This is a genomic window from Streptomyces sp. NPDC059853 (genome assembly GCF_042731495.1).
Classification (GTDB): domain Bacteria; phylum Actinomycetota; class Actinomycetes; order Streptomycetales; family Streptomycetaceae; genus Streptomyces.
The window spans coordinates 1-12,606 of the sequence record NZ_JBHWJL010000139.1 but is presented as its reverse complement, the minus strand read 5'-3'; the positions used below and the strand labels follow the sequence as shown (position 1 = coordinate 12,606).

Below are 12,606 nucleotides of genomic sequence, written 5' to 3'. Positions count from 1 at the left end.
CCTGCGCGGTGACGGCCTTCAGCACGCCGCGCAGCTGCCCGGTGTGCTCACCGCCGCCCGCGATCAGCGAGCCGAGCAGCCCGGCCAGCGTCAGATCGCGCATGCCGCCGGCGCCGAGGCCGGCGACCATCGCGCCCAGGTCCTGGGTGAACGTCGAGCCCTCCTTGTCCAGCCACGGACCGGCCAGCGTCTGCGCGTGCTCGGAGCCGTTGATGAACCCGTCCAGGCCCTTGCCCGCCGAGATGGAGCCGATGAGCTTGTCGAAGAAGACGCTGTCGCCGCCCACGATGTCGATCTTGGCGTTCTCCAGACCGGCGGCCACCAGGGTGGCCTGCGCCTCGGCGATCTGCCGCTGCACGTCGATGCCGGCGATGCGGACCTCCTTCTCCGCCTCCAGGCGCAGCCGGTACTCCTCGTGCTCCCGGCTGGCGGAGTCCAGGGCGGCCATCGACTCGGCCTTGAGCTTGAGGCCCTCGGCCTCGGCGGTCATCTTCTCGCGCAGCGCCTCGGCCTCGGCCAGGCCCATCTCCTTGGCCGCCTCGGCCTCGGCGTGCCGGGTCTTGGCGATCGCGTCGGCCATCCGCTCCTTGACCTCGGCCTCGGCCAGGCCCTCGGCGGAGGTGTCGGCGCGCTTGCCCTCGGCCAGCCGGATCGCCGCCTGCGCGTCGAGGTCGGCGGACTTCAGCCGCGCCTCGGCGAGGGTCAGTTCCTCCTTGGCCTTGTGGAGGGCGGCGGCCTCGGCGGCCTCCGCCGCCTTGATGTCCTTGACCAGCCGCTCCTGCGCCTCGGCCTCGGCGGCGATGATGAGGGCCTGCCGCTCGCGCTCGGCCTCCTCGATCGCGCGCAGCTTCTTGATCTCCTCCTCCTGCTGGGCGACGGTCTTCTCGACCGCGATGCGCTCGCGCACCACGTCCGCGATGTCGCGCTTCTCGCCCTCCAGCTCCTTGTCCTTGGCGATGCGCTGGAGTTCGGTCTCGCGCTCGCGGGCGATGACCTCCAGGAGCCGGTCCTTCTCGATGCGCTCGTTCTCGATGGCGACGACGCGGTCGCGGTTGAGCTTGGCGACGGCGACCTCGCGCTCGCGGTTCTCGTTCTGCACGCCGAGGGCTTCCTCGGTCTTCAGGTGCGCGGTCTGCGCGCGCAGCCGCTCCTCGGCCTGGACGCGGGCGGTCTCGGCCTCCTCGCGGGCCCGGACGGACTCGATCTCGCGGTGCTGCTTGATCTCGGCATCGGCCTGGCGGCGCTCCAGTTCCAGGACGGCCTCGCGGGCGTCGACGTTCTGCCGGGTGATCTCCTTCTCCTCGTTCCGGCGGAACTCGTTGGTGAGGACGTTCTGCTCGGCCGTCAGCTCGGTGATCTTCCGGATGCCCTGGGCGTCCAGGATGTTGTCCTTGTCGAGCTGGGCGAGCGGGGTCTGCTCCAGGTAGTCGATCGCCGCGTCCTCCAGGCTGTAGCCGTTGAGGTCGGTGCCGATGACGGCGATGATCCGGTCGCGGAACTCGTCGCGCTTGGTGTACAGGTCGGCGAAGTCCAGCTGCTTGCCGACGGTCTTGAGCGCCTCGGAGAACTTGGCGTTGAACAGTTCCTGGAGCGTCTCGCGGTCGCTGGCGCGCTCGGTGCCGATCGCCTGCGCCACCTTGATGACGTCCTGCACGGTCTTGTTGACCCGCACGAAGAAGGAGATGCGGATGTCGGCGCGGATGTTGTCCTGGCAGATGAGGCCGTCGCGTCCGGTCCGGCCGATCTCGATGGCCTTCACGGAGATGTCCATGGTCTCGGCGCGGTGCAGTACGGGGAGCACCACGGCGCCGGTGAAGGTCACATCGACCTTGCGCACCTTGGAGATGATGAGCGCCTTGCCCTGCTCCACCTTGCGGAAGAGCCGGCTGAGCATGAAGACGACGGCGATGATGATGATCAGCCCGGTGGCGATGAGTACGCCGAGGCTGGTTCCTATCGTGTCCATCCGGTGGTGAACCCCTCGTGTCGGTCGAGAAGATGTCTTGCTGAAGAAGGAGACGCGGTGAAGACCGCGGGGCGCGCGGTGGCGCCGGTCGGGGGCGGTGCGGTGGCGGGCGGGGACGCGCTCAGCGCGGCAGGCGGTCCTCGATGTGGCCGGTCGCCGGGCCGGCGTCGTACGGCGCCACCCAGAAGATCTCGCGTTCGGGTTCGTAGCCGAAGATGAGCGCCCTGCTGCCGGCCCCGAGGTCGGCACCCTCGGGTCCTTCGGCGCGTACCTGGACGATGGCGGTGCCGCCGTCCTCGGCGGTGACCTCGGCCTGGCCGAAGTCGGCGGTGACACGGCTGGTGCGCACGACGCACACCTTGCCGACGAAGTCCTCGCGCAGGGACCCGGTCTCGGCCGGGAAGACCCGGCGCAGCGGCAGCACGAGCAGCCGGGCGGCGCCCCAGCCGGCCACGAGCGCGACCGGGACGGTGGCGATCCGGGCGGCGGTGGCGTCCAGCAGTTCGGTGCCGACCATGGCCGTGAACCAGGCGACGGCGATGAGCAGGGAGAGGGGGATCGCGGCGGGCACGCCGCCCAGGCCGAGCAGGGCCATGACACCCGCGAAGCCGCCGACGCCGTCGCCGCCGTCCCCACCCGCGTCCCCGCCGCCCTCGGCGACGGAGCCGCCGACGCCGAAGAGCACGCCGAAGATCCAGTAGAGCAGCACCACGGCGAGGGGGAAGGTGAAGATCACGGCCGGAAATGCCATGGCCGTGGTGAAGAAGTCCCCCATCTTCTGACCCCCCTATGGCGATATTGACAACATTTATACGCGACGAACGTTCGAACCGGTACCCCGGGGGGTATCCAGCGGCGTTACGTTCTGGTCGTGCACACCCATCCGGCGCGCATGGTGGCCCTCGGATTCGCCCTGGCGGTCGTGACGGGCACCACCGTGCTGGCGCTGCCGATCTCCCGCGCGGGCGACGGTTCGGCACCCCTGCTCACCGCCTTGTTCACCGCCACCTCCGCCGTCTGCGTCACCGGGCTCACCGTCGTAGACACCGGAACCTACTGGAGCGGTTTCGGTGAAGCGGTGATTCTTTTCCTCATCCAGGCGGGCGGCTTCGGCATCATGGCGCTCGCCTCCCTGCTCGCCCTGCTGGTCGTGGGGCGGCTGCGGCTGATGACCCTGCTGCACGCGCAGGCCGAGTCGAAGTTCGGGATGGGCGAGGTGCGCGGGGTGCTCAAGCGGGTCGCGCTCGTCACGGTGGCGGTGGAGGCGGTGACGGCGGCCGTCCTGACCGCGCGTTTCCACTTCGGCCACGGGCAGCCGCTGAGGGAGGCTCTCGGGTACGGCGTCTTCCACGCGGTGTCGGCCTTCAACAACGCCGGTTTCGGACTGTACGCGGACAGCCTCACCGGATACGCGCACGACCCGTGGGTCCTGCTGCCGGTGGCGGGCGCCGTGATCCTGGGCGGGCTCGGGTTCCCCGTACTGCTGGAGTTGCTGCGGCACTGGCGCGCGAACCGGGCGGCGCGGCGTGCCACCGCGGGCCCGGCCGGTCCCTCCGGCGTACCGCGCGGCTGGTCGCTGCACCTGCGGCTGACCCTGTGGCTGAGCGCCGCGCTGCTGGCCGCGGGGACGGCGCTCACCCTGCTGCTGGAGTGGTCCAACCGGGGCACGCTGGGGCCGCTGAGCGGCGGTGACAAGCTGCTGGGCGCGTTCTTCCACTCGGCGATGCTGCGCACCGCCGGCTTCAACGCCACCGACATCGCCGCCATGGAACCGGCCACGCTGCTCTCCTCCAGCGCTCTGATGTTCATCGGCGGCGGGAGCGCGGGAACGGCGGGCGGGATCAAGGTCACCACCTTCGCCGTCCTGGGGGTGGCCATCCTGGCCGAGGTGCGCGGCGAGAGTGCCGCGGGCGTGTTCGGACGGCGGCTGAGCCCTGCGGTGCTGCGGCAGGCGCTGACCGTGGCGCTGCTCGGCGTGGCCGCCGTCCTGGCCGCGTCCATCGCCCTGCTGGCCACGGTCGACGCGCGGGCCGACGTGGTGCTGTTCGAGGCGGCCTCGGCGTTCGGCACGGTGGGCCTGACGGCCGGCCTGACCGGCGAGTTGCCCGGGCCGGCGCAACTGATCCTGATCGCCTTGATGTTCCTGGGGCGGGTGGGCCCCATCACCCTCGCCTCCGCCCTGGCGCTGCGGGAACGCAAGCGGCGCTATCAACTGCCGGAGGAACGCCCGATCATCGGCTGAGCGCCCCGGCGGCAAGGACCGGGCGGCGATGAAGCGGAAGCGGAAGGAAACACGGACCATGCACTCGTCACGCTCCCGGCGGCAAGGCCGCCACGACCAGCGCGTCGCGGTCATCGGACTCGGCCGGTTCGGGATGTCGCTGTCCCACGAACTCATGCGCGGCGGCTGGGAGGTGCTGGGCGTGGACGCGGACGAGAAACTGGTGCAGCGGCACAGCGACGCGCTGACCCACGCCGCCGTGGCCGACTGCACCGACGCCGAGACGCTGCGGCAACTCGGTCTCCCCGACTTCCCCAAGGCGGTGGTGGCCATCGGCAGCGCGGTGGAGGCCAGCATTCTGGTGACCTCCCTGCTGCTGGACCACGGGGTGCCCACGGTGTGGGCGAAAGCGATCAGCCGCCAGCACGGCCGCATCCTGGAGCGGCTCGGCGCGCACCACGTGGTGCTGCCGGAACACGAGATGGGTGAGCGCGTGGCCCACCTGGTCACCGGTCGGATGCTGGATTTCATCCCGTTCGACGAGCACTACGCGCTGGCGAAGACGGTGGCACCGAGCGTGGCCACCGGCCGGCCGCTGGGCCGCACCCGGGTGCGTACCGCGCACGGGGTGACCGTGGTGGGCGTCAAGCGACCGGGGGGACGCTTCACGTACGCGACGGCCGACACGGTGATCGAGCCGGGCGATGTGATCATCGTCACCGGCGAGACGGCCGCCGTGGAGGCTTTCGCGAATCTGGGTTAGCTTTGCGGGCAGGTGAGCCGGGAAGTCTGGTCGGCAATATGTAAGGATTTGTCCGTTTCCAGCCCTCGGAGGCTCCCCCTGATGACCCCGACGCCTCAGTCCACCGCTCCCCCCGAAAGCCCGGAGGAGCGCGACCGCCGCTCGGTCGCCGACTTCCTGCGGCTGGAGGTCACCGGTGGGCTGATGCTGCTGGTCGCCGCCACACTGGCGCTGATCCTGGCGAACTCACCGCTCAGCGACACCTACACCTCGGTGCGCGACCACCACCTCGACCTCCCCTGGCTCGGTCTGAACCTCTCCATCGGGCACTGGGCCTCGGACGGACTGCTGGCCGTCTTCTTCTTCATCGCGGGTATCGAGCTCAAACGCGAACTGGTCGTCGGCCAGCTGCGCAAGCCGGCCGCCGCCGCCCTGCCCGTGGTCGCCGCGATCGGCGGCATGGCGGTCCCCGCCCTGGTCTATGTGACGATCAACGGCGTCCAGGGCGGGTCCCTCGACGGCTGGGCCGTGCCGATGGCCACCGACATCGCCTTCGCGCTCGGCGTCCTCGCCGTCGTCGGCCGCCGGCTCCCCTCCGCGCTGCGCACCTTCCTGCTCACCCTCGCCATCGTCGACGACCTCATCGCGATCATCATCATCGCGGTGTTCTTCGCCTCCGGCCTCAACCTGTGGGCACTGCTCGGCTCCATCGCCGGTCTCGCCCTCTTCGGCTTCCTGCACCACCGGGGCGTCCGCGGCTGGTACCTCTACGTGCCGCTCGCCCTGATCATCTGGGGCCTGATGTACAACAGCGGGGTGCACGCCACCATCGCCGGTGTCGCCATCGGCATGCTGCTGCGCACCACCGCCAAGCCCGGTGAGGAGCAGGCGCCCGCCGAGCACATCGGGCACCTCGTGCACCCGTGGTCGGCGGGGCTGTGCGTGCCGCTGTTCGCGCTGTTCGCCGCCGGGGTCGCGGTCTCCGGGGACACGTTCGCCGACATGATCCACGAACCGGAGGCGCTGGGCGTCACCCTGGGCCTGGTCCTCGGCAAGATCATCGGCATCTTCGGCGCCACCTGGCTCGTCGCCACCTTCACCAGGGCCACCCTGCACCCGAGCCTGAGGTGGCCGGACATCTTCGGCGCCGCCATGCTGGCCGGGATCGGCTTCACCGTCTCGCTGCTGATCGCGGAACTCGCGTTCGCGGGCACCCCGCACCTGGAGGAGCACGTCAAGGTCGCCGTCCTGCTCGGCTCGCTGATCGCCGCCGTCGGTGCCTCCATCCTGCTCACCGCGCGCGGCCGCGCCCACGAGCGGGCGGGCACCCCGCTGGACTGAGCCCTCCCCGGACGGAGCGGAGCCGCCCGGCCCGGCGCGGGCCGGGCGGTCACGGCTCGCGGACGGCGCGCCGGGCGCCGGACCCGCCCGGCTTCCCGGCGCCCGGGCCCGTACCGGCCCCGGGCGTCACTGGCACAGGGCCAGCACCTCATGGGTGTGGCTCTCCAGCCGGAACGGGCCGGCCGGCGCCGCCACCGGCGCGTGCAGCACCGCCCGCTCCCCCGTCACCAGCTGCCGCGCCCCGTCCGGGCGCACCAGCACGGTGCCCGCCGCCCGCAGGGCCAGCAGGTCGTCCCCGGTGCGCAGCAGCAGCGGGGCGCGCGGGCCGCCCGCGTGCACGGCGGTCCGCCCGGCCGCCAGCGCGGCCAGGAGCGCGCGCGGACTGTCGTCCTCGGCCAGCACCCAGGTGGTCGGCGAGCCGGGCGGCGGACGCTCGCCGCCGGGCCGGTGGAAGTCACTGCCGCCGATCGCGATGACATCGGGCCGCCAGGCCAGCGCCCAGGCCAGCGGCGCACCGTGGGCGCGATCGCGCCAGCTCGGGTGCCACAGCTCCACATGGCGGGGCCGGCGGCGCGGCTCCAGCGGCAGCCGCCAGGCGCAGTCGGTGGCCAGCGGGTGGTTGACGGACAGGACGCCGCCGCGCCGTTCGATCTGGGCGCCCCAGGTGTCGGCGGGTTCGCGGAAGTCCACCCAGCCGGTGTCGCCGAAGACGTTGGCGTGCCCGAGGTCGGTGGTGACCTCCTGCCCGGGGACCAGCGTGATGCCGTACCGCGCGCCCACGGCGGCGAGTTCGGCGTGGTGGGAGACGGTGTTGTGGTCGGTGACGGCGAGGAAGTCCAGGCCCCGGGTGACGGCGAGGGCCGCGAGTTCGGAGACGGTGAGCGCGCCGTCGCTGTGCACGGTGTGCGCGTGGAAGTCACCGGCCAGCCAGCGCATCCCGTCCACCGGCGGCAGCGGCGGGCGCGGCGGCCGGACCGGGGGCGCGGGCGGCGCCGCCTGCGCGGGCGGTACGGGGCGGCGGCCGGTGGTGACCACCCGCAGGGTGTACGGCACCCCCCGGGGCGGCACCCGGTGCAGCCGCAGCAGGACGTGCCACAGCCCCGGCTCGGGCTCACCGGGCAGATAACCGGGCGTGGCCCAGTCGGCGGCCACCGTGAAGCTCTCCCGGGCGCCGCCCGACCAGCCCCGGAACCCGCCGGGGCCCCAGCAGCCGAGATCGAGGACGCCACCGCCGTCCCGGTCGTACGCCAGCTCCACCCGGACCCCGGCCACGCCGCGCGGCACCTCGAACGGCAGCCGCCGCACCTCCTCGGCCAGCCGGTCCTCCGGACTCCAGCGGCCCCGGTGCACCACCTCGCTCAACCCCACGCCACCTCCCACCCACCAGAGTCCCCCCATCCACGCCCGCGCACCACCCCGCCGGGGGCGGGTGGGGCGGGTGGGGCGCCCGGCCCGGAACGGCAGCCCCGCGGACGGCGCCACCGACGACGGCATCCCCTACGAGCGGCCGCCTTTCGTCGCCATCGCGGGCGAGGACGGCGGCGGCGCCGAGGAGTTCGCGGCCGGCGCCACCGTCGTCGACAAGGCCATCGCCTCCACCCGGACCACCGGCCCGTCCTGCCTCATCGGCTCCATGGGCGGCTGGCACACCGCGCGCCGCGCACGGTGGCGGGCGGCGCTCACAGCAGCCGCCCGTCGCGGTAGACCAGGACGCGTTCCGGCCGGGGCAGCGCGTACCCCGTCTCGCCGACCGTCACCGGCAGGTCCTCCGGCACCGTCACCTGGAGCGGCGGGCCGCCCGCCACCGGGTCCAGGGTGAGCAGCTGGGCGGCGCCCAGGTTCTCGATCACCGTGACCCGCCCGGGCAGCGCCCCGGGGACGTCCGCCGGGTGCTGGGCCGTGTAGCGCAGATACTCGGGGCGGATGCCGTACACCACCTCGGCGCCGTCCGGCAGCGGGGCGGCACCGGTGCCCAGCGGCCCCGGCAGCAGGGTGTCGCCGACCCGGACCCAGGCGCCGCGCACCGTGCCGGGCAGCAGGTTCATCGGGGTCGAGCCGATGAAGGAGGCGACGAAGGTGTTCGCCGGGCGCCGGTAGACCTCGGTCGGGGTGCCCAGCTGGCGGATCCGGCCGGCCTCCAGGACCGCGATCCGGTCGGCCAGCGCCAGCGCCTCCGCCTGGTCGTGGGTGACGAAGACGGTGGTGACGCCGAGTTCGCGCTGGAGCCGCTTGAGGAAGGTGCGGGCCTCAAGACGCAGCCGGGCGTCCAGGTTGGACAGCGGCTCGTCGAACAGGAACACACTCGGGTGGCAGGCCATCGCCCGGGCGAGCGCGACCCGCTGCTGCTGCCCGCCGGACAACTGCCCGGGGCGGCGGGCGAGATAGCCGGCCAGCCCGAGTTCGGCGGCGACCTCGGCGACCTTGGCGGACCGCCGGTCGGCCGGTGTCTTCCTGATCTTCAGCGGGTAGCCGATGTTGTCCCGCACGGTCATGTGCGGGAAGAGCGCGTAGTCCTGGAAGACCATGGCCACGTCCCGCCGGCCCGGCGGCAGCGCGGTCACCTCCCGCTCGCCGATCGCCACCGTGCCGCCGGTGGCCGACTCCAGCCCGGCGATGGTGCGCAGCAGGGTGGTCTTGCCGCAGCCCGAGGGGCCGAGCAGCGCGAAGAACTCGCCGTCCCGGATCTCCAGGTCCAGGGCGTCCAGGGCCGTGACGTCGCCGGGGTACACCTTCGTCAGCCCGGTCAGGGAGATGGCCGCCATCAGCTCTTGATCCCTCCGTGGAAGCGGAAGCCGTAGCGGGAGCTGACGAAGAGGAACATCAGCACCACCGGCAGCGAGTACAGCAGCGAGAAGGTGGCGATCAGCGCGAGGTCCGGCTGGCCGCCCTCGGTGTAGAAGGTGTACATGACGACCGCGGCCGGGGATTTCTCCGGCGAGCGCAGCAGCAGGAACGGGATGAGGAAGTTGCCCCACACCTGCGCCACCGACCACACGGCGATGGTGGCCAGGCCCGGCCGCACCAGCGGCACCACCACATGGCGGACGATCTGGAGCGGGGAGGCGCCGAAGACCCGCGCGGACTCCTCGTACGAGCGCGGGGTGCCGTCCATGAAGTCCTTGAGGATGAAGACGGCGCTCGGCAGCAGCCCGCCGCCCAGCACCAGGATCACGCCCAGCTGCTGGTCGATCAGGCGGAGTTCGAAGGCGAGGTTGAACAGCGGCACCATGGCCGCCGTGCCGGTGACGATGGAGGACAGCAGCAGCAGGACGTACAGCAGCGCGTCCCGGCCCGGCAGCCGCACCCGGCTGAGCGCGTAGGCGGCGAGCGCCGCGAACACCACCACCAGCGCGCCGGTGCCGGCCGCCAGCAGCGCCGAGTTGCGCAGCGAGCGCAGCGCCTGCGGGTTCTCCAGCAGCTGCCGGAAGTTGTCGAGGGTGAACTGCGGCAGGGAGGCGGCGATGGTGGGGGTGCGGTCGAAGGGGGCGAAGGCCAGCCACAGCAGCGGCAGGGCGAAGAAGGCCAGCAGCAGGGAGAGCGCGGTGCAGCGGGCGATGGTGGCCAGGGCGCGGGTCACGCTGTCGTTCATGCGGCCGGCTCCTCGGTCCGCGACCGCAGCAGCCGCACGTACACCAGGGCGATCACCAGGTTGGCCAGCAGCATGAGGACGGACAGGGCCGCGCCGTAGCCGAGTTCACCGCCGTGCAGGGCGGTGCGGTAGAGCAGGACCGGCATGATCTCGGTGCGGTTGTCGGGGCCGCCGCCGGTGAGCAGGAACGGCGTGAAGTCGTTGAACGTCCACAGGCTGATCAGCAGCAGATTGGTGAGGACGTGGCCCTTGATGCGCGGCAGCACCACGTCCCGCAGCTGCTGCCAGGTGGAGGCGCCGGCCAGCCGGGCGGTCTCCAGCTGCGAGGGCGGCACGTTCCCGAGGGCGGCGGCGTACAGCATCATCGAGAAGGCGGTGCCGCGCCAGATGTTGAAGACGATGATGGACGCCATCGGGTGCTCCAGCAGCCAGGCGGTGCCGGGGGTGCCGAGCAGGGCGTTGAGGGTGCCGTCGTCGCGGTCCAGCAGGGCGATCCACAGGAACGCCACCACGGAGGACGGCAGGATCCAGGCCAGCAGCACCAGCGCCTCGACGAGGCGGCGCAGCACTCCGGTGCGCTCGCGCAGCAGCCAGGCGATGGTGAAGCCGAGCAGCGCCTGACCGAGGACGGCGGAGCCGATCACGAACTGGAGGGTGAGCCACAGGGAGTCGGTGAACCGGTCCTCGTTCAGGGCGCGTTCGAAGTTGTCCAGGCCGATGGCGCTGGGGTCGGCGGCGGCCGGGCCGGTGAGCCGGTAGTCGGTGACGCCGAGGTAGAGCGTCCACAGCGCGGGGAGCAGCAGGAACGCGACGATGAGCAGCAGCGCGGGGGCGGTGAACAGGCCCGCCCTGAGCCGGCCGAGGCCGGCCGCGTCACCGCCCGGCGATGTGCCCGGCACCGCCGACGACCTCCGTGAGCGCCTCCTGGTAGTCCGCGGCCGCCGTCGCCGGGTCGGTGCCGGAGATCACCTGGGCGGTGGCCTCCTGCAACAGCAGGGACACCCGCGGGTACTCGGCCAGGGGTGGCCGGTAGAAGGTGAGCGGCAGCACCTCCTCGGCGACGAAGGTCAGCATCGGGTCGCCGGCCAGGACCACCTCGTTGACATCCGTGCGGGCGGTGATGCGGGCGTCCTGGCCGTCCATCGCGGCCCGGAGGGCTTCGGCGGAGTTCATGAACGCCAGCAGTTCGAAGGCGAGTTCCGGATGGTCGCCGGCCGGGTTGAGGACGCGGACGCTGCCGCCCGACATGCTGACGAAGTCCTGCCCCCCGGCGCCGGCCCCCGGGGTGAGGGCGGGGATCCTGGCGTAGCCGACGGCGGTGTCGCGGTCGGCCATCGGCGCGGTGCCGCTGTCCGGGTCGAGTACGCCGCGCCACAGGTAGTCGCCCTCGGCGAGGATGCCGACGCGGCCCTCGGCGAACCGCTGGAAGGACTTGTCCCGGCCCTGGGCCTCCTGCTGGAGCAGCGGGTCGCCGAGCCCGCCGCCGTACACCTCCGCGTACAGGCCGAGGACGGCCTCCAGCGCGGGGCCCGCGCCCAGCCACCGTGTCCCGTCGTGGATCTGCGCCCCGGCGCCGGCCAGCAGCGGCAGGACGCCCTGCATGGTGGTGGCCTCGCCCATGGCGGTGCCGCCGTTGAGCTGGATCGGGATCACCTCGTCCAGGGCGGACAGCGCGCGCCCGGCGGCCAGGATGTCCTCCCAGGACTCCGGCTGCCAGTCGGTGGGCAGCCCGGCCTCGGCGAACAGGCCCTTGTGGTAGTAGAGCACCCGGCCGTCGGTGCCCCACGGGATGCCGTACAGCTCGCCCTCGAAGCCGGCCAGGTGCCGGACGGCCTCGGGGATGTGCTCCCAGCCGTCCCAGGCCAGCTGGTCCGCGTCCAGTGGCTCGATGTAGCCGGCCTGCGCGAACTCGCCGACCCAGATGCCGTCCAGGGTGATGATGTCGGGTCCGGCCCCGGCCTGGAGGTCGAGGGCGGTCTTGGTCTTGTACTGCTCGTCGTCCACGCCGCTCGGTTCGAAGGAGACGGAGACCTCCACCCCCCGGGCCGCCTGCTCCTGCTCGAAGCGCGGGATGACCCACTCCTCGATCCAGGCGGCCTCCTCGGCGTTCTTGCCGCCGGCCACGGCGTTGGCGCTGATGGTGAGCCGCGCCGTGCCGTCCCCCGTACCGTCGCCCGATCCCGCGCAGCCCGTCAGCAGCAGCCCCACGGCCACCGCGCCGCCCACCCGCGACACCCGCACCGCCCTCAGCCCCTCTCCGCTCCGAGACGCCTACCAGAGGGATGTACCCGAGCAGCGGAGGGCCGTAAAGGCCCTGCGGTCAGGGCCTGATGAGGAGCTGCAGCTCGAAGGTGTAGCGCGAGGCGCGGTAGAGGTGCGTGCCGTACTCGACCGCCCGGCCGGTGTCGTCGAACGCGGTGCGCTGCATCGTCAGCAGCGGCGCGCCGGGTTCCTCGGCGAGGGCGGCGGCCTCGGTGGCGGTGGCGGCCTTGGCGCCGATGGACTGCCGGGCGCTGTGCAGGGTGGTGCCGGCGGCGCGCATCAGCCGGTAGAGGCCGGTGGCCTCCAGGTCGGCGTGGGTGAGCGTCAGCAGGTCGAGCGGCAGGTAGTTGCGCAGCCGGGCGATGGGGTCCTCGCCGTGGGTGAGCCGCAGCCGCTCCACGCGCCGTACCGGGGTGGCCGCCGCGAGGGCCCGGGCGGCGGCGGCCGCGCCCCCGGCCGCCGGGGACCACAAGGGGAGCCCGCGC

Annotated in this window: 12 protein-coding genes; 3 read left to right on the top strand and 9 right to left on the bottom strand. The window is 72.7% G+C overall.

The window, feature by feature from the left end:
• Both ACFV5N_RS16270 and ACFV5N_RS16265 read right to left on the bottom strand, forming a co-directional pair.
• Positions 1-1,966, bottom strand: a 1,966-nt coding sequence (locus ACFV5N_RS16270; protein WP_385599651.1) for an SPFH domain-containing protein, incomplete at its 3' end; no start/stop codon positions are given.
• A gap of 121 nt (positions 1,967-2,087) precedes the next feature.
• A complete protein-coding gene (locus tag ACFV5N_RS16265) occupies positions 2,088-2,717 on the bottom strand; it encodes a hypothetical protein (RefSeq protein WP_385599648.1) in 630 nt (209 codons plus the stop codon).
• 120 nt (positions 2,718-2,837) lie between these two features.
• Here ACFV5N_RS16265 and ACFV5N_RS16260 point away from each other — a divergent pair, with 120 nt between their 5' ends.
• The 3 genes from ACFV5N_RS16260 to nhaA all read left to right on the top strand — a co-directional run bounded on the left by ACFV5N_RS16260 (position 2,838) and on the right by nhaA (position 6,270).
• The gene (locus ACFV5N_RS16260; protein WP_385599645.1) at positions 2,838-4,208 is read left to right on the top strand and encodes a TrkH family potassium uptake protein; all 1,371 of its coding nucleotides are present in this window, start codon (positions 2,838-2,840) and stop codon (positions 4,206-4,208) included.
• 58 nt (positions 4,209-4,266) lie between these two features.
• Positions 4,267-4,950, top strand: a complete 684-nt coding sequence (locus tag ACFV5N_RS16255; RefSeq protein WP_385599642.1) for a potassium channel family protein — start codon at positions 4,267-4,269, stop codon at positions 4,948-4,950.
• A gap of 81 nt (positions 4,951-5,031) precedes the next feature.
• Positions 5,032-6,270: a Na+/H+ antiporter NhaA gene (gene nhaA / locus ACFV5N_RS16250; protein ID WP_385599639.1), complete on the top strand. Its 1,239-nt coding sequence runs from the start codon at positions 5,032-5,034 to the stop codon at positions 6,268-6,270.
• A gap of 126 nt (positions 6,271-6,396) precedes the next feature.
• Here the strand turns inward: nhaA and ACFV5N_RS16245 are convergent, their stop codons facing one another.
• From ACFV5N_RS16245 to ACFV5N_RS16215, 7 genes are all read right to left on the bottom strand, one after another.
• Complete coding sequence (locus tag ACFV5N_RS16245) at positions 6,397-7,638, bottom strand: CehA/McbA family metallohydrolase (RefSeq protein WP_385599636.1); 1,242 nt, start codon at positions 7,636-7,638, stop codon at positions 6,397-6,399.
• 129 nt (positions 7,639-7,767) lie between these two features.
• Positions 7,768-7,896: a hypothetical protein gene (locus tag ACFV5N_RS16240; protein ID WP_385599633.1), complete on the bottom strand. Its 129-nt coding sequence runs from the start codon at positions 7,894-7,896 to the stop codon at positions 7,768-7,770.
• 53 nt (positions 7,897-7,949) lie between these two features.
• The gene (locus ACFV5N_RS16235; protein WP_385599631.1) at positions 7,950-9,032 is read right to left on the bottom strand and encodes an ABC transporter ATP-binding protein; all 1,083 of its coding nucleotides are present in this window, start codon (positions 9,030-9,032) and stop codon (positions 7,950-7,952) included.
• The gene (locus ACFV5N_RS16230) at positions 9,032-9,859 is read right to left on the bottom strand and encodes a carbohydrate ABC transporter permease (protein WP_385599628.1); all 828 of its coding nucleotides are present in this window, start codon (positions 9,857-9,859) and stop codon (positions 9,032-9,034) included. The genes ACFV5N_RS16235 and ACFV5N_RS16230 overlap by 1 nt, the downstream gene beginning before the upstream one ends.
• A complete protein-coding gene (locus ACFV5N_RS16225; protein WP_385599625.1) occupies positions 9,856-10,758 on the bottom strand; it encodes a carbohydrate ABC transporter permease in 903 nt (300 codons plus the stop codon). Before ACFV5N_RS16225 ends, ACFV5N_RS16230 begins: the two co-directional genes overlap by 4 nt.
• A complete protein-coding gene (locus ACFV5N_RS16220; RefSeq protein ID WP_385599622.1) occupies positions 10,733-12,100 on the bottom strand; it encodes an extracellular solute-binding protein in 1,368 nt (455 codons plus the stop codon). The genes ACFV5N_RS16225 and ACFV5N_RS16220 overlap by 26 nt, the downstream gene beginning before the upstream one ends.
• Before the next feature lie 79 nt (positions 12,101-12,179).
• On the bottom strand, positions 12,180-12,606 hold a 427-nt coding region (locus ACFV5N_RS16215; RefSeq protein ID WP_385599619.1), incomplete at its 5' end, for a UTRA domain-containing protein.